At 56.7% G+C, this 19,449-nt stretch carries 22 protein-coding genes; 9 read left to right on the forward strand and 13 right to left on the reverse strand.

Annotated elements, in window-relative coordinates:
- Positions 1-39: 39 nt before the first annotated feature.
- Positions 40-639 carry a TetR/AcrR family transcriptional regulator gene (locus AS136_RS24825; RefSeq protein ID WP_008804625.1) on the reverse strand — a complete coding sequence of 200 codons (600 nt, stop codon included), beginning with the start codon at positions 637-639 and terminating at the stop codon, positions 40-42.
- Positions 640-778: 139 nt separating this feature from the next.
- Here AS136_RS24825 and AS136_RS24830 point away from each other — a divergent pair, with 139 nt between their 5' ends.
- From AS136_RS24830 to sodC, 3 genes are all read left to right on the forward strand, one after another.
- The gene (locus AS136_RS24830) at positions 779-1,021 is read left to right on the forward strand and encodes a DUF1289 domain-containing protein (RefSeq protein ID WP_008804626.1); all 243 of its coding nucleotides are present in this window, start codon (positions 779-781) and stop codon (positions 1,019-1,021) included.
- 48 nt (positions 1,022-1,069) lie between these two features.
- Complete coding sequence (locus tag AS136_RS24835; RefSeq protein WP_008804627.1) at positions 1,070-1,966, forward strand: aldo/keto reductase; 897 nt, start codon at positions 1,070-1,072, stop codon at positions 1,964-1,966.
- Positions 1,967-2,035: 69 nt separating this feature from the next.
- Positions 2,036-2,557 carry a superoxide dismutase [Cu-Zn] SodC gene (gene sodC, locus AS136_RS24840; RefSeq protein ID WP_008804628.1) on the forward strand — a complete coding sequence of 174 codons (522 nt, stop codon included), beginning with the start codon at positions 2,036-2,038 and terminating at the stop codon, positions 2,555-2,557.
- Here sodC and AS136_RS24845 read toward each other — a convergent pair.
- From AS136_RS24845 to AS136_RS24855, 3 genes are read right to left on the reverse strand one after another with little or no spacing between them, the layout of a single operon-like run.
- Positions 2,550-4,574 (reverse strand): FUSC family protein, encoded by a 2,025-nt coding sequence (locus AS136_RS24845; protein ID WP_023297740.1) that lies wholly within the window; start codon positions 4,572-4,574, stop codon positions 2,550-2,552. The genes sodC and AS136_RS24845 overlap by 8 nt on opposite strands.
- On the reverse strand, positions 4,574-5,470 hold the full coding sequence (locus AS136_RS24850; RefSeq protein WP_012968041.1) for an efflux RND transporter periplasmic adaptor subunit: 897 nt from the start codon (positions 5,468-5,470) through the stop codon (positions 4,574-4,576). Before AS136_RS24850 ends, AS136_RS24845 begins: the two co-directional genes overlap by 1 nt.
- Positions 5,471-5,480: 10 nt before the next feature.
- Positions 5,481-5,717: a DUF1656 domain-containing protein gene (locus AS136_RS24855; protein ID WP_004143834.1), complete on the reverse strand. Its 237-nt coding sequence runs from the start codon at positions 5,715-5,717 to the stop codon at positions 5,481-5,483.
- 172 nt (positions 5,718-5,889) lie between these two features.
- On the opposite strand from AS136_RS24855, the gene slyA reads away from it, so the two are divergent.
- Positions 5,890-6,330, forward strand: a complete 441-nt coding sequence (gene slyA, locus AS136_RS24860) for a transcriptional regulator SlyA (RefSeq protein ID WP_008804631.1) — start codon at positions 5,890-5,892, stop codon at positions 6,328-6,330.
- Positions 6,331-6,366: 36 nt separating this feature from the next.
- On the opposite strand, the gene AS136_RS24865 is transcribed toward slyA, so the two are convergent.
- Positions 6,367-7,728, reverse strand: coding sequence for a sensor domain-containing diguanylate cyclase (locus AS136_RS24865; protein WP_016161199.1), 1,362 nt, complete (start codon positions 7,726-7,728; stop codon positions 6,367-6,369).
- Between the two features lie 221 nt (positions 7,729-7,949).
- On the reverse strand, positions 7,950-8,417 hold the full coding sequence (gene slyB, locus AS136_RS24870; RefSeq protein ID WP_008804633.1) for an outer membrane lipoprotein SlyB: 468 nt from the start codon (positions 8,415-8,417) through the stop codon (positions 7,950-7,952).
- A 268-nt stretch (positions 8,418-8,685) separates the two neighbouring features.
- On the opposite strand from slyB, the gene anmK reads away from it, so the two are divergent.
- The 5 genes from anmK (at position 8,686) to pdxY (ending at position 13,260) form a co-directional block, all read left to right on the forward strand.
- On the forward strand, positions 8,686-9,810 hold the full coding sequence (anmK, locus tag AS136_RS24875; RefSeq protein ID WP_008804634.1) for an anhydro-N-acetylmuramic acid kinase: 1,125 nt from the start codon (positions 8,686-8,688) through the stop codon (positions 9,808-9,810).
- Positions 9,811-9,902: 92 nt separating this feature from the next.
- Positions 9,903-10,226: a C-type lysozyme inhibitor gene (mliC, locus tag AS136_RS24880; RefSeq protein ID WP_032737110.1), complete on the forward strand. Its 324-nt coding sequence runs from the start codon at positions 9,903-9,905 to the stop codon at positions 10,224-10,226.
- A 57-nt stretch (positions 10,227-10,283) separates the two neighbouring features.
- Complete coding sequence (gene pdxH / locus AS136_RS24885; RefSeq protein ID WP_032731006.1) at positions 10,284-10,940, forward strand: pyridoxamine 5'-phosphate oxidase; 657 nt, start codon at positions 10,284-10,286, stop codon at positions 10,938-10,940.
- Between the two features lie 124 nt (positions 10,941-11,064).
- A complete protein-coding gene (gene tyrS / locus AS136_RS24890; RefSeq protein ID WP_012968045.1) occupies positions 11,065-12,339 on the forward strand; it encodes a tyrosine--tRNA ligase in 1,275 nt (424 codons plus the stop codon).
- A gap of 60 nt (positions 12,340-12,399) precedes the next feature.
- On the forward strand, positions 12,400-13,260 hold the full coding sequence (pdxY, locus tag AS136_RS24895) for a pyridoxal kinase PdxY (protein WP_008804638.1): 861 nt from the start codon (positions 12,400-12,402) through the stop codon (positions 13,258-13,260).
- A 42-nt stretch (positions 13,261-13,302) separates the two neighbouring features.
- On the opposite strand, the gene gstA is transcribed toward pdxY, so the two are convergent.
- The 7 genes from gstA to AS136_RS24930 all read right to left on the reverse strand — a co-directional run.
- Complete coding sequence (gene gstA, locus AS136_RS24900; RefSeq protein WP_012968047.1) at positions 13,303-13,908, reverse strand: glutathione transferase GstA; 606 nt, start codon at positions 13,906-13,908, stop codon at positions 13,303-13,305.
- A gap of 110 nt (positions 13,909-14,018) precedes the next feature.
- Positions 14,019-15,524: a dipeptide/tripeptide permease DtpA gene (gene dtpA, locus AS136_RS24905; protein WP_012968048.1), complete on the reverse strand. Its 1,506-nt coding sequence runs from the start codon at positions 15,522-15,524 to the stop codon at positions 14,019-14,021.
- A gap of 601 nt (positions 15,525-16,125) precedes the next feature.
- Positions 16,126-16,761 carry an endonuclease III gene (gene nth / locus AS136_RS24910; protein ID WP_023322735.1) on the reverse strand — a complete coding sequence of 212 codons (636 nt, stop codon included), beginning with the start codon at positions 16,759-16,761 and terminating at the stop codon, positions 16,126-16,128.
- A gap of 1 nt (position 16,762) precedes the next feature.
- The gene (locus tag AS136_RS24915) at positions 16,763-17,461 is read right to left on the reverse strand and encodes an electron transport complex subunit E (protein ID WP_008804642.1); all 699 of its coding nucleotides are present in this window, start codon (positions 17,459-17,461) and stop codon (positions 16,763-16,765) included.
- A gap of 2 nt (positions 17,462-17,463) precedes the next feature.
- Positions 17,464-18,084 (reverse strand): electron transport complex subunit RsxG, encoded by a 621-nt coding sequence (gene rsxG, locus AS136_RS24920; protein ID WP_032691405.1) that lies wholly within the window; start codon positions 18,082-18,084, stop codon positions 17,464-17,466.
- 10 nt (positions 18,085-18,094) lie between these two features.
- The gene (rsxD, locus tag AS136_RS24925) at positions 18,095-19,147 is read right to left on the reverse strand and encodes an electron transport complex subunit RsxD (protein ID WP_012968049.1); all 1,053 of its coding nucleotides are present in this window, start codon (positions 19,145-19,147) and stop codon (positions 18,095-18,097) included.
- On the reverse strand, positions 19,148-19,449 hold a 302-nt coding region (locus AS136_RS24930), incomplete at its 5' end, for a hypothetical protein (RefSeq protein WP_228140430.1).

Raw genomic sequence — 19,449 nt, forward strand, 5'->3', positions numbered from 1 at the left:
AGACCGGTCGTCTAGTAACTGATGAAATAAAAACGCCTGTTATACCGCAGGCGCCGCAATAATCTGTTTGGCGTGGGCAAGGGCGCTTTCCAGCGGCCTTGCGCTACGCGTAATTTTGGCCTGCAGGTTGGCCCCGAGCCACAGGGAATACAGCACCTGCGACAGGGTCATGGCCTCGCCGTCAAACGCCAGACTGCCTTCCTGACGTCCTTTCTCCAGCGCGTCGCCCAGCAGGGCGATAATCTGACTGGCACCATGGTCCATGGCGGTACGCATATCTTCCGACAGGTCGCAAACCTCTGCCGACAACTTGACGGTAAGACAGCCGCTAATAATCCCCTGCTGGCAGAACTGATTCAGCGTGTGCTGATAATAAGCCAGCAGGCGGTCACGATAGTTGCCGTCGCCATGATCGAAGTGGTCGACCAGGCGCTGCAGATATCCGGTGTAGTGATGTTCGAGCAGCGCGACGCCGAAGGCTTCTTTAGAGCGAAAGTAATGGTAGAAAGAGCCCTTAGGCACTTCCGCCGTCTTCAGAAGTTCGCTCAAGCCCATTCCGGTAAAACCGCGATGCATGCAGAGCTGCTCGCCGGTGACCAGGATATGTTCTCGGGTATCGCATTCGCTGTGTCTGTTCATGGAGCACACTGTAGTAGACCGATTGGTCTAATGCAAGCGTCGGCGGAAAAATGTTAGCTGGCGCAGCACGTAGTGAACAAAATTTGCGTCGGCGCGGGGAAACGTCTTCAATGAAAGGATACGAGGGGACAGGAGGCGTGTGGTGGCAGAGCAGTTAGAGTTTTTCCCGGTGCAGAGCCCGTGCCGGGGAATATGTCAGACCGACGAGCGCGGCTACTGTCGCGGCTGTTTCCGCAGCCGTGAGGAACGTTTTAACTGGCAAACGATGAGCGATGCGCAGAAACAGGAGGTGTTGCGTCTCTGCCGCCAACGGCTGCTGCGCAAAATACGCGCGAACAAGCCGGAACCGGCGGAAGAACCGCAGCAACCCTCACTGTTTTAAACCAAAAAGTACGTATACTCAGTACACTTTTTTATTGAGGAAGCGGTTATGGTTCAGCGTATTGCTATGGCTCCCCAGGGGCCGGAATTTTCGCGTTTTGTGATGGGCTACTGGCGTCTGATGGACTGGAAAATGTCGCCAGGCGAGCTGGTCAGCTTTATTGAACAGCATCTCGATTTAGGCGTAACCACTGTCGATCACGCCGATATCTATGGCGATTATCAGTGTGAGGCTGCCTTTGGCGAAGCGCTGAAGCTGGCGCCGCATCTGCGTAATCGCATGGAAATTGTCAGCAAATGCGGCATCGCCACCCGGGCGCGGGCTGAAAACACCATCGGCCACTATATCACCGACCGCGACCACATCGTGCTGAGCGCTGAGCAATCGCTGCGTAATCTGGCGACGGACCATCTCGATCTGCTGCTGATCCATCGGCCGGATCCGCTAATGAATGCCGATGAAGTGGCTGAGGCGTTCCTCGCGCTGCATCACAGCGGAAAAGTGCGCCATTTTGGCGTATCTAACTTTACCCCAGCCCAGTTCACTCTTCTGCAGTCGCGCCTGCCGTTTACCCTGGCCACCAATCAGGTCGAAATCTCGCCGGTGCATCAGCCGCTGCTGCTCGACGGCACGCTCGATCAGCTGCAGCAGCTGCGTATTCGTCCGATGGCGTGGTCCTGCCTTGGCGGCGGACGCCTGTTCAATGAAGAGGGCTTCCAGCCGCTGCGCGATGAGCTGGCGCAGGTAGCGCATGAGCTCAATGCCGACAGCATCGAGCAGGTGGTCTACGCCTGGATATTGCGTCTGCCCTCGCAGCCGCTGCCGATTATCGGCTCGGGCAAAATCGAACGCGTGCGTTCCGCGATCGTGGCCGAAAAACTTAGCATGACCCGTCAGCAGTGGTTCCGTATCCGCAAAGCCGCGCTCGGTTACGACGTACCGTAACGGGCATTTCGCCTCCGGAAAGGCGTTCCTGGTTTACACTTAACAGGGAGACAGCCATCCGGAGGTGTTATGCAACGATGTATTCTCGCGATCTTATCCCTCGCATTTTGCGCTGGCGCACAGGCCGTCAGTGAAGATGTTCAACTTAATCTCGTGACCCCCCAGGGCGTCGGGCAGTCCATCGGCAGTGTAAAAATCACCGAAACCGACCGCGGCCTCGAGTTCGCCCCCGAACTGCGGGCATTGCCGCCGGGCAAGCACGGCTTTCATATTCATGCCGAAGGCAGCTGCCAGCCGGCGATGAAAGAGGGCAAAGCGGTGGCCGCCGGGGCGGCGGGCGGACATTATGACCCGCAACATACCGGGAAACACGAAGGGCCGCTGGGCACCGGGCATCTTGGCGATTTGCCTCTGCTGGTGGTCAACGACGCGGGCGTGGCCGACCAGCCAATTATTGCCCCACGTCTGAAAACGCTGGATGAGGTGAAGGGGAAAGCGCTGATGGTCCACGTGGGCGGGGATAATATGGCCGACAACCCGCAGCCGCTGGGCGGCGGCGGCGAGCGGTTTGCCTGCGGGGTGATTAAGTAGTCTTTTCGCCAATCGTGCCGGCGATCGGGGCCTGTTCCAGCTGTGACAGGGCGCAATACAGTCGCCAGATTGCGGCGGCCAGCTCCCGGGCCGCTGGCTGATGATGGTGGTTCAGGACGTCGCAGATCCGCAGCAGCTCCTGCAGGGTGGAGGCCAGCGGGCGCTGCTGCACGCCGCGCTCGCTCATCACATCGCGCAGCAAATTGATGCACAGGTCGCGCACCTGGGCGAGGGGATCGGAGCGGGTTTCCCATTCCCGAAGCTGCCAGACGACGTGCGAGCAGTTGAGCAGCACCACCCCCCAACGTAGTAGCCAGCGCCGTGCCAGGGCATCTTTACTCTGACTGAGCTGGCTGACATGGTGGTACACCAGCGATTCAAATTCATGTTCGCTGTGCTGGGGATGTCGGCTGAGCTGATCGACAAAGTGACGCCGTAACGCTCTGATATGGCGTCGCCCTTTGCGGGCATCCGATCCCGGACTGAGCACCGCAAAAGCCAGCCAGGCAAAGCCCACGCCGACAATCTTGCTTAAGTTATCATTGAAAAAAGCCGCATAGTCGTACACCGGCGGATTGGTGACGGAGATAAACGAGCCCATAAACACGATAAGCTGTCCCCACAGGCCGGCATATTTGGGCCACTGTAGCTTGAGCAACTGCATGGTGGTCAGCAGCGGGAACAGAAATAGCAGAAACTGCCACAGGTCGGTTATCTGCACCATCAGGCCGAACTTCACCACAAAACTGAACAGCGACAGCAGCACCAGGGTCTGCATTAGCAGCGTCAGCGATCGAAACGGCGAAGCCGAGACCGAATAGAGCACGCAGCAGATGGAGGCCAGGGTCAGGGCAGCCGCGCAGCTGGTCCACTGGGTGCTGATCCCCCATGCGCCAATCGCCACCAGCGCGCAAAAAGTACGGATGCCATTGAGCAAGGCCTCTGCCTGGTCGGTGTGGCGGGCCAGGGCTGGCGCCGAAGGTACGTTGAACTCGGCGATCGCCGACGCATTCTCTACCCGGCGGATCCAGCGACTGCTTTCCAGATAAATGCGACAGAAATAGCGCAGTCGCGCCCAAAAGGCGATATGACGGTAATCGGCATCCGGCGGCGGCGCCAGAGGCGCCAGAATGCGGGCGACATGATAGCTGTCAGCATGGGGAGCAGCGAGTTCAGCAAGCAGCGACTCCAGCACCTGACGAGTGTTCGCCGGCGCGTCCGGCCAGTTCAGCAACATACGTCGCAGACTGGAAATGACGCTGGTCATTCGGAGCTGCTGATGCAGCAGGTAGTTCAGCAGGGGATTCTGCCGACGGAAGCGGTAGTGACTCCAGAAGGCCTGGATGCGCAGCAGGTTCATGGTGAGGATCTGACCAATCACGCTTTCGTGAGCGGTGCGGATGGCATCCGTCGTCTCCGGCACCCACAGCAGGCTGGCGTGCTCCAGCAGCCGGGCGTGCATGGTTTTCAGGGCCGTCAGCAGGTTGCTGCCGTCGGAGGTGCTGGGCAGGATCATCATCATGAGTCCGCCGCAGAGGATCCCAACGATGACTTCGCAGACGCGCGACTGAGCGATCACCCAAAGTTCGTAGCTGTCGCTGATGTTAATCACCGGAAACGCGATGATGGCGCAGGTATAGCCGGCAAGCTGAAAGGCGTAGGCCACGTTGTTGGTGAACAGCGCGCAGGCCCAGGTGCACAGCGCCAGCCAGCCGGAAATACTGAACAGAAACAGCCAGGGATCGTTCAGCGTATGGCCCGCCAGCAGCAGGGCGGCGCAGGCGCCGAGCAGGCTGCCGGCGATGCGGCCAAAGCTTTTACTGATCACGCCGCCGACGGTGGGAAAGCTGACCACTGCCGCGGAGGTCATCGCCCAGTACGGCTCATCGAGATCCAGCGCGTAGGCGATGCTTAACGCGAGACACATAGCGATGCCGTTACGCAACGCGTATCGCCACTGTGGACGGGTGGCTTTAACCCAGGGCAGTGTGCGCCACGACAGGGCCTGCAGATTCATTACTGCCCGCCGATCGAGACAGTGCAGGTGGTGCCGGAGACCAGAGTGACGTCCGCCGGTAGCTCATTAAAGGCAATCCGCACCGGAACGCGCTGCGCGAGGCGTACCCAGGGGATATTCGGTTTGATGTTGGCCACCAGCCCGGTTCCCTGTTCCACGCTCTGATCGACAATTGCCCGGCCGATGCTGGCGACATGCCCGTGCAGCGTCTGCTGATTACTGTAGAGAATAATCTGCGCCGGATCGCCGATGCGGATATGACGCAGTTTGGTCTCTTCAAAGTAGCCCAGCACGTAAAACGAGTGGCTGTCTACCAGAGCAAAGACCGGGTGGCCGGTAGTGGCGTAATCGCCGACGCGGGTGGAGAGGTTGGTCACCCAGCCGTCCACTGGCGCTTTGACCGTTGTTTGGCTTAGCTGCCATTGCGCATGTTTCAGCATCGCTTCGCTGACGCCCAGTCCCGCTCTGGCGGCCGCCAGGTTGGTGGTGGCCGTATTCAGCGCGGTGTTGACATTCTCAAGATCTTCAGCCGAGATCGCATTCTGCGACAGGTTGCGACGACGACGTGCCTCGCTGGCGGCCTTCGTTTGCTCAGCCTGCGCTTTCGCTACCTCGGCTTGCGCTTTCGCCTGCTGCGCCTGGGCGTTCAGCACGGCGATACGGTAGGGGGTGTCGTCGATAGTGAACAGAACATCCCCGGCGTTGACCCGTTGGTTGTCCGTCACGTTCAACTGCAGAATGCTACCGGAGACCTGAGGGGTGATCCCGACCTGCTCTGCACGCACTTTGCCGTCGCGGGTCCAGGGGGACTGGGTGTAGAAATTCCATAACAGCCATGCGGCGATCAGGGCGATGGCCGCAACCAACAGCGTTGACAGATATTTTAGTTTTTTCATAGCAAGGAGATCACCAGGCAATCAGTAACACCAGGGCCAGACAGACCGAGAGCGCGAACAGGGAGAGATCCATCAGCAGGGGATGCCAGATGTCGCCGGCATACATCCAGTCACGCAGCTGACGATGTAAAAACAACCAGATAAAAAAACCTAATAAGACGGCTTTGAACAGCGGAGGGAAATAGACGGACGCGCCGAACACCAGGTCCTGCAGCGGCAATCCGGATGTGTTAAGACTCAGTTTCACAAGCAAAAATCCTTTGCCATTACAGGGGTAACCTCAGAGCGTGCTACGCTATAACAGTGTAAATCATTGTTTTGGTTTTTGTTGAATCAAGTAATTCATTTGTTTTGATAATTCAAATGCTGCACACTATTCTAAAATCAGTATAATAACTTAGCAAGCTAATTATAAGGAGATGAAATTGGAATCGCCACTTGGTTCTGATCTGGCACGTTTAGTCCGCGTTTGGCGCGCGCTAATCGACCATCGCCTGAAACCTCTGGAGTTAACGCAGACTCACTGGGTCACGCTGCATAACATCCACCAGCTGCCGCCTGAGCAGTCGCAGATCCAGCTGGCGAAAGCCATCGGCATTGAACAGCCGTCGCTGGTGCGCACGCTCGATCAGCTGGAGGAGAAAGGGCTTATTTCTCGCCAGACCTGTTCAAGCGACCGGCGGGCCAAACGCATCAAGCTCACTGAAAAAGCTGAACCGTTGATCAATGAGATGGAAGAGGTGATAGGCAAGACCCGCGATGAAATCCTGTCGGGGGTCTCAAAGCAGGAAGTGGAAACGTTGCTCCACTTAATTCGTAAACTTGAACAAAATATCCTCGATCTCCAGGCAAAAGATTAATTTTTTAGCGGCCCGGGTTGCCCCGGGCCGTTTTTTTTAGTCGCCAGGGTGACGCCAGACCACCACCCGATTACGCCCGCTGTTTTTCGCTTCATACATGGCCGCATCTGCGCGCTCGACGCACGTTTCTGCGCTCACGCTTCTATCGCGCGTCGTATACAACCCCATACTGATGGTCATTCGCTCCGGCAGAGGGTGTTGCTCAGCGTTGACGGCCAGGCGGATACGCTCGGCGATCGCCAGGGCGTCTTTCTCGGCGGTGTTGACCAGCAGCAGGGCAAACTCCTCACCGCCAATGCGGGCAGCAGCGTCATCCGCGCGCGAATGGTTCTCCAGTACCGAGGCGGCAAACTGGATCACCTTGTCGCCGGCGACGTGGCCATAGTTATCATTGATGCGTTTGAAATGATCGAGGTCACTGATAATCACTGACAGCGGATGCTGGGGGTTTACCTTCGCCAGCTGCTGGTTCAGGGTGTCGTAGAAGAAGCTGCGGTTATAAAGCCGGGTCAACGGGTCGCGAATCGAGTTCTGGTACGAGTTGACATACTTATGGTTAGACTCACGGTAGAGCATAAAGACGTCGACCAGCAGCACCAGAATCAGGAACAGGGTACAAAGCGTTTCGAAAAAACGCGCCTGGTACCAGGTCTGATCGAGGTCCCCGGCGGTGGAGACTAGCTGGAAGAGGGTGTAAAGATAAGCGCTGCAAAAAAAAGCGCCGCTAAACCAGAAAATATTGCGTAATTTACTCAGGCTAATTAATAAAATAAGCGTGATAAACCAGATAGCCATCAGCAGCCAGCCGATAATACTTTGCCACAGTGGCGTGAAGGTATGGCTAAGATCGTCGATAAAATTGACGCTCAGCCACGGCGAGTGGCTGGAGTACACCCACGATAAAAAAATAATTGTTAATGTAAAAACGATACATGCCGCGAATGTAATTATGTGTGCTTTCAGCGAGTGCATGATGCGCTGGCGGAAGTAATACAAAACAATAGATGACATGAATAATACAGCCATCATTATATTGCGAAAGAAATAATAGATAACGGCGTCATTTTGATTAATGACCGGGGTCGTGCTGCAGGTAAGCCAGTCCGGATAGCTGCTGAGGGTGCCCAGCATCAGCAGCGCTGAACAGGCAAAGCCGAAAGCAACAGGTGTAAGGTACAGGCGGCGCTTGCTGCTCCAGTATTTCATGCCCATAAAACAGGCAATAGTAATATGAAAGACCATCAGAAAGCTGGTCAGTAGAGGAAATAATATTGATGAGGTAGTGCTGAAACTGGTATGAAAAAAAGCGGTCACTCCGGCAATGCCGAACCCGGCCAGTAAGCAAATAAAAACATATATAATAAAACGTTTAGCAACATGATTGACATGTTTGAGCATAGGCAAGATCCCGGAGAGAAAAGCAACAGCGACGTTCAGTCGACAAAGTATTATGACAATCTGAGAGTAGTGGGGGCGGTGAGATAAGATATTGCGCAGGCGCAATGATTGATGAACTACTTGAATATAATATATCTGATTGCTAATACGAATCTATTACGGTGGAATAACCGCGGCTGAAAAATACGATGCGGCGCAACGGGCCGCATCGCAAGGGGGGGTTATCGAGGAGAAACGGTGACCTGGCTGCCGCTGCCGGCAATGGCGACGCGCTGACCCACAGAGAACGGCGTGCTGCCCTGTTTCTGCACCACCAGAATGGTGTTGCCATCATCCTTACGGATTTCCAGTTCTACGCCCTGGGTTTTGTTCATTGCACCCTGAACGCCCTGGCCTGCGACGCCGCCCGCGACAGCGCCAGCCGCGGTGGCAAGAGAGCGTCCGGTACCGCCGCCGATGGTGTTGCCGAGGAACCCGCCGAGCACTGCACCGCCAATGGCGCCGATGGCATTGCTGTCGTCGCCGCTCTGGATCTGCACGGCGCGCGTATGCACAATCGTACCGTAAGTTACGCTCTGCACCTGTTTGGCTTCAGATGCGGAATAAACGTCGCCGGACAGGCCGCTGCTGCTCACGCAGCCTGCGAGCGTAAAACCAATCATCGATACAGCCAAAACACGTAAAATCATTTATGAATCTCCTGTTCACCGAAGGTGTTCAATTGAACGTCCATACGGTTAATTATATGGCATTTAGTCGCCGGCGGGCATAGCTTCCGCCCTGACTATACAAAAAATAATAATTAATGATGCTTCAACCTAAACTAAACGCCGGTTCTTTACGGTGTTCTCTGAAATGTCGCTCTATTGTTAAAAAGTATTATAACAACATAGCATTAGCGGGCGCTTTATGGTGGAGTGAGGCGTATACGAGGGTCATGGAATGAAGGAAAAACGTATGAGATCGGGTCGCTTTATTGGCGTTATGTCCGGTACCAGCCTTGATGGTATCGATGTCGTATTGGCCGCCATCAACGAAAACATCGTGGCGCAGCAGGCCAGTCTCACCTGGCCCATACCACACCCAATAAAAGAAGAGATCCTCGCGATTTGCCAGGGCCAGTCGTTGACCCTCTCACAACTGGGGCGTCTGGACACTCGTCTGGGGCGGCTGTTTGCCGATGCCGTACTGGCGCTGATGCGCCAGGAAAATCTCAAGCCCACCGACGTTATCGCTATCGGCTGCCATGGACAGACCGTATGGCATGAACCGCAAGGCGATGCGCCGCACACGCTGCAAATCGGCGACAACAACCAGATCGCCGCGCATACCGGAGTCACGGTGGTGGGGGATTTTCGCCGACGTGATATGGCGCTTGGCGGGCAGGGGGCGCCGTTGGTCCCGGCATTTCATCATGCGCTGCTGGCGCATCCCATTGAACGGCGGATGGTGCTGAATATCGGTGGCATCGCCAACGTGTCGCTGCTGGTGCCGGGGCAGCCGGTGCGCGGCTATGATACCGGGCCGGGAAATATGTTGCTGGACGCCTGGATCTGGCGTCAGCAGGGTAAACCGTATGATAAGGATGCCCAGTGGGCCAGCGAAGGTAAAGTGCTGCTGCCGCTGCTGCAGGACATGCTGAGCGATCCGTGGTTTGCTTTACCGGCGCCGAAAAGCACCGGTCGTGAATATTTCAATTACGGTTGGCTGGAAAAACATCTGGCCCGTTATTCGGGACTGCGTGGGCAGGATGTGCAGGCCACGCTGGCGGAATTAACCGCTGTGACCATCAGTGAGCAGGTATTGTTAAGCGGCGGCTGCGAGCGTTTGTTAGTGTGCGGCGGCGGCGCGCGTAACCCCTTGTTAATGGCGCGCCTGGCGGCACTGCTGCCGGGAACCGAAGTCTCCACCACCGATGAGGCGGGGATCAGCGGCGATGATATGGAGGCGCTGGCCTTTGCCTGGCTGGCCTGGCGCACGCTGGCCGGGCTGCCGGGTAATCTTCCCTCAGTGACCGGCGCCAGCGAAGCCACGGTGCTGGGCGCCATTTTCCCGGCTAACCCGCCGCAGAATCGGAGTTAACTGAAATCTTAAACACGGCGCGACCGGTAAACTGGACAAGTTAAGCGGAGGGCGGAGTGCCCTCCGTGACCGGGAAAGTCGAAGGCAAACGAATGAAAAAAATTCTTATCGCAGTTATACCTTTTATGCTGGCGGGCTGTAGCTACTACAACCAGTTTGTCGAGCGGATGCAGACGGACACGCTGGAGTATCAATGCGACCAGAAACCGTTAACGGTCCATCGCAATAATACCCGCCAACAGGTGAGTTTTATCTATGATAATCAGCAACTGAACCTGGCTGAGGGGCTGTCGGCTTCGGGGGCGCGCTACACCGACGGCGTCTACGTCTTCTGGTCGAAGGGCGATACCGCTACCGTCTATAAACGCGATCGCATCATCCTCGATAACTGTCAGCTGCAGACGGCCAAACGTTGAGATTTCTGTCGGGGGGGCGCACAATAACGCCACCTTATGACTACATCCTCAATGGCCATGTCTGATAACGACGAACTCCAGCAAATCGCGCACTTGCGCCGTGAATATACCCGTGGCGGTTTGCGTCGCCACGATCTTCCTGCTGAACCCCTGCCGCTGTTTGAACGCTGGCTGCGTCAGGCCTGTGACGCGAAACTCGCAGACCCGACCGCGATGGTGGTTGCTACCGTTGATGAGCGCGGCCAACCTTACCAGCGTATTGTGCTGCTGAAGCATTACGATGAAAAAGGGCTGGTGTTTTATACCAACCTTGGCAGCCGCAAAGCCCATCAGATTGAAAAAAATCCCCAGGTGAGCCTGCTGTTTCCGTGGCATATGCTGGAGCGCCAGGTGATGGTGATCGGCAAAGCGGAGCGCTTGTCGACGCTGGAAGTGGTCAAATATTTCCACAGCCGCCCGCGCGATAGCCAAATCGGCGCCTGGGTCTCCCAGCAGTCCAGTCGCATTTCCGCCCGCGGGATCCTGGAGAGCAAATTCCTCGAGCTGAAGCAGAAATTCCAGCAGGGGGAAGTGCCGCTGCCGAGTTTCTGGGGCGGATTCCGCGTCAGCGTCGAGCAGATGGAGTTCTGGCAGGGGGGCGAACATCGGCTGCATGACCGCTTTTTATACCAGCGTGATAATGGCGCCTGGAAAATAGACCGCCTGGCACCGTAAACGCCGAAATTAGTTATCGAAGCGCTGGCGCTGAAAGGGCCGGCGCTTTATTCTATGTACTTTTCGCATCTGGCGAAAAGTCGTGTACCGGCAGAGGTGCAGTCGTTTATACATGGAGAATTTGATGGCAAGCAGTAACTTGATTAAACAATTGCAAGAGCGGGGGCTGGTAGCCCAGGTGACGGACGAGGAAGCGTTAGCAGAGCGACTGGCGCAAGGCCCGATCGCGCTCTATTGCGGCTTCGATCCTACCGCTGACAGCTTGCATTTGGGGCATCTTGTTCCATTGTTATGCCTGAAACGCTTCCAGCAGGCAGGTCATAAACCTGTAGCGCTGGTGGGCGGCGCAACCGGTCTGATTGGCGACCCAAGCTTTAAAGCCGCTGAGCGTAAGCTAAATACCGAGGATACCGTGCAGGAGTGGGTGGATAAAATCCGCAAACAGGTGGCCCCGTTCCTTGATTTTGACTGTGGCGACAACTCGGCGATCGCGGCGAACAACTATGACTGGTTTGGCAGCATGAACGTGCTGACCTTCCTGCGCGATATCGGCAAACACTTCTCTGTTAACCAGATGATCAACAAAGAAGCAGTGAAGCAGCGTCTGAATCGTGACGATCAGGGTATCTCCTTTACCGAGTTCTCCTACAACCTGCTGCAAGGGTACGACTTTGCCTGCCTGAACAAGCTGCACGGCGTAGCGCTGCAGATCGGCGGCTCCGACCAGTGGGGCAACATCACCTCCGGTATCGATCTGACCCGTCGCCTGCACCAGAACCAGGTGTTTGGCCTGACGGTTCCGCTGATCACCAAAGCAGACGGCACCAAATTCGGTAAAACCGAAGGCGGCGCCGTGTGGCTGGATCCGAAGAAAACCAGTCCGTACAAATTCTACCAGTTCTGGATCAACACCGCGGATGCTGATGTCTATCGCTTCCTCAAGTTCTTCACCTTTATGGACATGGCGGAGATCAATGCTCTGGAAGAAGAAGACAAAAACAGCGGTAAAGCGCCGCGCGCCCAGTACGTGCTGGCAGAGCAGGTGACGCGCCTGGTCCACGGCGAAGAAGGCCTGGAAGCGGCGAAGCGCATTACCGAAAGCCTGTTCAACGGTAATCTGAGCGACCTGAGCGAAGCAGATTTCGAACAGCTGGCGCAGGATGGCGTGCCGATGATCGAAATGGAAAAAGGCGCCGATCTCCTGCAGGCGCTGGTGGATTCCGAGCTGCAGCCGTCCCGCGGTCAGGCGCGTAAAACCGTTGCCTCGAACGCGGTGACCATCAACGGTGAAAAACAGGCCGACCCGGAATATGTATTCAGCGACAGCGACCGTCTGTTCGGCCGCTACACCTTACTGCGTCGCGGTAAAAAGAATTACTGCCTGGTCTGCTGGAAATAAAAAATAAAACCAGGGCGTGGGAAACCACGCCCTTTTTCTTTTTAGGGTTGTGGTAAGAAAATGAAGAACATCCTCGCCATTCAGTCTCACGTTGTGTTTGGCCACGCCGGCAACAGTGCCGCCGAGTTTCCGATGCGCCGTCTGGGCGCCAATGTCTGGCCCCTGAATACCGTTCAGTTCTCCAACCATACGCAATACGGTAAATGGACCGGTTGCGTGATGCCGCCTTCACACCTGACGGAGATCGTCCAGGGCATTGCCGACATCGACAAGCTGCAGACCTGCGATGCGGTTCTGAGCGGCTACCTCGGTTCCGCTGAACAGGGCGAGCATATCCTCGGTATCGTGCGTCAGGTGAAAGCGGCCAATCCGGCGGCGAAGTACTTTTGTGACCCGGTGATGGGCCATCCGGAGAAAGGGTGCATCGTCGCGCCCGGCGTGGCGGAATTCCACGTGCGTTATGCGCTGCCGGCCAGCGATATTATTGCGCCGAATCTGGTTGAGCTGGAGATCCTGTGCGGTCATCCGGTCGCCAGCGTCAGCGAAGCGGTAGCTGCTGCGCGGGAGCTGATTGCCCAGGGACCGGAGGTGGTGTTGGTTAAACATCTTTCCCGCGCCGGTCTGAGCATGGATCGTTTTGAGATGCTGCTGGTGACGGCCGAAGAAGCCTGGCATATCAGTCGGCCGCTGGTGGATTTTGGCCTGCGTCAGCCGGTTGGCGTCGGCGATGTGACCAGTGGACTGCTGCTGGTGAAACTGCTGCAGGGTGCCAGCCTGCGCGATGCGCTTGAGCACGTTACCGCCGCGGTGTACGAGATCATGCTCACCACCAAAAACATGCAAGAGTATGAACTGCAGGTGGTGGCGGCGCAGGATCGCATTGCCGTACCGGAGCACTGCTTCAGCGCCACCCGGCTGTAACTCCCCGGGCCTGCCCGACGGTCCGCCGGGCAGGTTCAGGCCTTATTTTAAGCCTTCAGCCGCCAGTGCGGCCGCCACCGCCGGACGCGCTGCCACCTGCGCCATCCAGCTGCCGATATGACCATAGGCAGCCATATCCAGTTTTATGCCATAGCCCCAGCGCAGCACGGTGAACAAATAGCCATCGGCGATAGTAAAGCGATGGCCGGTCAGCCACTGTTTATCTTCCAGCGACGCATCAACATACTGCAGTTTCTTCTCGAGCAACGCCCGCGCGACAGGCTTATAGTCTTCCGGGGTATCCGGGCGGAACAGCGGGGTAAAGCCTTTATGCAGCTCGGTGGCCACGTAATTCAGCCACTCCAGGGTCTGGTAGCGGGCAATGGAGCCCACTGGCGCCAGCAGATGGCGGTCCGGCACCTGATCGGCGATGTACTGCATAATAGCCACGCCCTCAGTGAGCAGGATATCATCATCCAGCAGCAACGCCGGCACCTGACCTTTCGGGTTGATCAGCAGATAATCATCCCCGTTTTCCAGCCGTTTTTTGGCCAGGTCCACGCTCTGCAACGTGAAATCCAGGCCGCTTTCGCGCAGGGCGATATGCGAGGCCAGGGAACAGGCGCCGGGTTTGTAGAACAGTTTCATGCGTAACTCCTCGTGGCTGCAGTTTTCTGTATGTTAGTCCCGCCAGGGGTAAAAAAAAAGCCGCTAACCTAACGTTAGCGGCTTAAAAATAATTGGTTTTCCCTGCGGCGTCAGGCTGCCGCGGTTTCGCGTGCTTTCAGGTCCGCGCTGTCGTCCTGAGTCATACGGTTCAGCTTCGGCGCCGTGAGCAGCATCAGGGCGGCGATAACCGCGGTGACGATACCAATCTGCAGGAACACGTGGCCGTACACTTCCAGCGACACCAGCGGATCGGTGACGTTTTCCGGCACCGCCATCAGGTTGGCGATTTTCCCGGCGATGATCGCCGCGCCGGCGGTAGTGAGGAACCAGCTGCCCATAATGAAGCCCATCAGACGCTGCGGAACCAGCTGAGCGACCATCGCCAGGCCGAGGCCGGAAATCATCAGCTCACCAATAGACTGCAGCGCGTAGCTCAGAATGAGCCAGTTAACCGAGACGATGCCGGCGTCGCTGGCGAACTTCGCCCCTAAAGGCAGGACGAGGAACGCGCCGGAGCACAGTACCATGCCGATAGCGAACTTGTGCGGCATCGGCAGGCGGTCGCCCATCTTGTTATAAATGGCTGCCAGAATAGGGCTACCAATCATGATCCAGAACGGGTTCAGCGCCTGATACTGTTCCGGCTCGAAGGCGAGACCGAGGATCGAGTGCTCAACGTTACGAATCGCGAAGAAGTTCAGAGAGGTTGGCATCTGGCTGTACAGCACGAAGAAGACAATCGCTTCTACCATCAGCAGGAAGGCGACGATCATTTTACGACGCGCGGCACCTTTCAGACCGATGGTTTCTTTGGCGAAAATCACGACGATACCCAGTGCGACGACGCCCAGCACCATACGTGCGATGCCCTGATTGTGCAGCAGCCAGGTGGCGATGGCGACCAGCACCACCACGCCAGCGATGGTCGCCAGCAGTTTGCCCATGTGTACCGGGGCAAAGTCCGGTTTCGAACCGTACTGTTTTACCCATTTCTGGCAGAAGGCAAAGTTAATAATCGTGATCACCATCCCCACCACGCTGAGGGCAAACGCCACGCTCCAGCCGAAGCGAGCGGCCAGCCATGGGGTTGCCAGCATCGAGAAGAACGAACCGATGTTGATGGACATGTAGTACATGGTGAATGCACCGTCCAGACGGGGATCGTTTTTGTCATAGCAGGTAGAAAGCAGGGAGGACGGGTTGGCTTTGAACAGACCGTTACCGACGGCGATGGTCGCCATACCCATATAGACGATGGCAGCATCATGGCCGGACCAGGCCACCAGCGCATAGCCGATGGCCAGCACGATAGCGCCCAGCATGATGACACGTTTGGTGCCCAGCACTTTATCGCCCAGCCAGCCGCCAATAGCAACCAGACCATAGACCAGCGCGCTAAAGGAGGAGAACAGAGTAATGGAATCCGCTTCCGACATACCCAGCTGTTTTACCAGGTAAACGGCCATGATCCCTTGCAGGCCGTAATAACCAAAACGCTCCCATAACTCGATCGAGAAAATGAGATAGAACGCGCGTGGTTGTTTGAAAGCGTTCAGACTCACGCTTTCTGCTGGTTTATTGTTTGCAGTAGACACATATACCTCTTTTTTTACATCCCATATTTACTGGGGGGTGTTCGGGGCGCAATCTCGTTGGACCGCCGCCTTTATAGTTATTTTGGGAGGGAAAACGGCAGGTAATGTTCACTATCCTGGCGCATCAGGCAAGGCCTTTGTAATAAACTGTTACACATAATGTGGGTGGCATAATGCTCCGGACATATGAATGTTATCCAGAGTTAAATTTCACCGTTTCGTTATGATTGCTATTTTTATCTTTTTCATCAGTCTGATTTCGTTAAAAAGGCGATATATTCTACTGATTGACCTTATGGGTAGTGATATGGTCCATTATCCTAAAAATTAATGGTCTATTATCCTGGTAATCTTTGCTCAATCGTTGTATTGCCTGACATTTGTTTTCATTTTCACAACATGTAATCAACATAAAGTTGCGAGCATGATCTCGATCACAAATGTATAGAAATTTTGCATCGAGAAAAAATGAAAGCACTGATTGTTCGTTATATAGCCGGATTATTACCCACCATAAGAGACATTTTCTGGTGTTAACGGCGGGTTAAATGCACAAATTCGAGCCATAACTCAGGGTTAAGTTATGGCTCAGAAGAAGGGATCAGGCGTAGACTTTCTCTTTAAATTCGCAGAGGTCTTCAATCAGGCAGGAGCCGCAGCGCGGTTTGCGGGCAATGCAGGTATAACGTCCATGCAGGATCAACCAGTGATGACAGTCGACCTTAAACTCGGCGGGGACCACCTTCAGAAGCTTCTCTTCCACCTGCTCAACATTCTTGCCAGGGGCGAATTGCGTCCGATTGCAGACACGGAAGATGTGCGTGTCCACGGCGATGGTCGGCCAGCCAAAGGCGGTGTTTAGTACCACGTTGGCGGTTTTACGGCCCACGCCGGGCAGCGCCTCCAGCGCCGCTCTGTCTTCCGGCACCTCGCCGTTGTGCTGCTCCAGCAGGATGCGGCAGGTTTTGATGACGTTTTCCGCTTTGCTGTTAAACAGGCCGATAGTCTTGATATACGATTTCACCCCATCCACCCCCAGCGCCAGCATCGCGGCGGGCGTATTGGCCACCGGATAGAGTTTGGCTGTCGCTTTGTTGACGCTGACATCGGTGGCCTGCGCAGAAAGCAGAACGGCAATCAGCAACTCGAACGGCGAACGGAAATGCAGTTCGGTAGTGGGGTGGGGATCGTTTTCCCGCAGCCTGGTGAGGATCGCCAGGCGTTTGGCTTTGTTCATGTTACGCTTTCCCTGTCACGTCAGACGGGGCGACAGAAACGGCCCGGGCCGCTTGCGCCTTCCGCTGCTTGCTACGTTCATCGATGAGGTATTTTACCGCCAGCATCATGCCGAGGCCAATAAAGGCGCCTGGCGGCAGCATAGCCAGCAGGAAGGGGGTATCCGTATGGAAAACCTCGATGCGCAGCACCTTTGCCCAACTACCAAGCAGGCTGTCGGCGCCGTCAAACAGGGTGCCATTGCCAAGGATCTCGCGCAGGGAGCCCAACACAAACATCGCGCAGGTGGCGCCCATGCCGATAGAAAAGCCATCCAGTGCCGACAGCGCCGGCCCTTTTTTGGCGGCAAAGGCTTCGGCGCGGCCGACCACGATGCAGTTGGTCACAATAAGCGGGATGAAAATCCCCAGCGACTGATAGAGGCCGAAGGCATAGGCGTTGATCAGCATCTGCACGACGCTCACCACCGAGGCGATGATCATCACGTAGATGGGGATCCGGATCTCCGCCGGCGTCCAGCGGCGCAGGCTGGAGATGGTCAGGTTGGTTAAGGTTAGCACCAGGGTGGTCGCCAGACCCAGCCCGAGGGCGTTGGTGGCGGTCGAGGTGACCGCCAGCAGAGGGCACATCCCTAACAGCTGAACCAGGGCGGAGTTATTTTTCCACAGGCCCTGGACGATGACGTCTTTAACTTCGCTCATGGTCATTCTCCACAGGCGGTGAATTCAGGAAGTTGCGCAGGCAGCGTTTGTGCATACAGGCCTGCGCGCTTAACGGCATTGACCACCGCCCGGGGGGTGATGGTGGCGCCGGTGAACTGGTCAAAATCGCCGCCATCTTTTTTGACCGCCCAATGGCTGTCGCCCTGACCGTGGATGACTTTCCCGGCAAAATGGGTGATCCAGTCCGACAGGCGAAGCTCGATTTTATCGCCCAGGCCCGGCGTTTCATGATGCTCGGTCACGCGGGTGCCGAGGACCGTGCCGCTAAAATCGGCAGCAACCAACAGCTGTATTGCCCCGGAATAGCCATCTGGCGCGGTGGCTTCCATCACCGCGCCGATCGGCTGGTCGTTATTTTTGGCTATCCACACTTTATGCTGGCCTTTGCCCAGCGCCGGGGCGCTGACCAGATAGCAGCTCTTGAGCAGATCGTTATTATAGCGGTCGGCGGGTAAGACCTGATCAAATAACGCTTTCTGCTGCAGGGCCGCCTGCTGATCGATAGTGCTTTTCGTCAGTTCATTGATCGCCGCCGTCAGCCCGGTGGAACCGGCGGCAAACAGCGCCAGCGTGACGCCGTGTTTTCGCATCGTTTTTAACATCATCGCTCTCTCAACGGTGGCCGTACACGCGCGGGCGCGTGTAATAATCGATCAGCGGCACGGTAATATTCGCCAGCAGAACGGCAAATGCCACGCCATCCGGGTAACCGCCGAAGCTGCGAATAAGCCACACCAGCAGGCCGGCGAGGGCGCCGAAGATCAGGCGGCCGCGGTTGGTTGTTGAAGCCGTCACCGGGTCGGTCAGAATAAAGAAAGCACCGAGCATGGTGGCGCCAGAGAACAAATGCATCTGCGGCGACGCCAGGCTTTGCGGCGAGAATAACCAGCCGAGGGTGGCACACAGCCCAAGGCTAACGAGAAAGCTGACCGGAATATGCCAGCGGATCGCTTTCTGCCACAGCAGGAACAGACCGCCCGCCAGCCAGGCGATATTCACCCACTGCCAGCCGAGGCCCGCCAGTACGCCACCGTAAACCGGCAATTGCAGCACCTGCTGGACGCTATGCCCGGCATGCAGAGAGGTTTTAAAGGTATCCAGCGGGGTGGCCTGGCTGATGCCGTCGATACCCAGTCGCAGGCTGGCCATGTCGCCCCCGGCGGCGGTATGCCCGGTGAAGATCATCTGCAGCACATCGCTGAACGCCGGAACCTGGGCGGCAATTTCATATGAAGGCAGCCAGGAGGTCATCTGTACCGGGAATGAAATCAACAGCACGACGTAGCCGATCATCGCCGGGTTGAAGGGGTTATGGCCTAATCCACCGTACAGCTGCTTGGCGATCACCACGGCAAAGGCAGTGCCGAGCACCACCATCCACCAGGGGGCCAGCGGTGGAATACTCACCGCCAGCAACAGGCCAGTGAGCAGGGCGGAGTTGTCCTTCAGGGTCGCCACAATATGCTGTTTGCGCAGTTTGAGAATAGCGGCTTCCGTTGCCCAGGCCGTCAATGCGGCGAGGACAATCTGCAGTACGGTACCCCAGCCGAAAAACCAGGTCTGGACCACAATGCCAGGCACGGCGGCGAGCAGCACCAGCAGCATAATACGCGAGGTCTGCCGCTGGTTATGGGTATAGGGGGAGCTTGCGATTCTGAAAACCATTTATTCCTCGTTAACTGCCTGCTGTGTTGCTTTACGCGCCTGAACGCGGGCGATAGCCGCGGCGACGGCCGCTTTGCGTGGGTCGTCATTGGCTGCGGCTGACGCGAGATCCGGTTGTGCGGCCTGTTGTTCGGCTTTGCGCGCTTTGGCGCGGGCGATGGCGGCTTCCACCGCGGCTTTACGCGGGTCGACCGGCTCGGCTACCGGGGCTTCCACCGGCGCAGCCTGCTGTTCGGCTTTACGCGCTTTGGCACGGGCGATGGCGGCTTCCACCGCGGCTTTACGCGGGTCGACCGGCTCGG

This window comes from Klebsiella sp. D5A (assembly GCF_001620885.1).
In the GTDB taxonomy this organism is placed as follows: Bacteria; Pseudomonadota; Gammaproteobacteria; order Enterobacterales; family Enterobacteriaceae; genus Klebsiella; species Klebsiella variicola.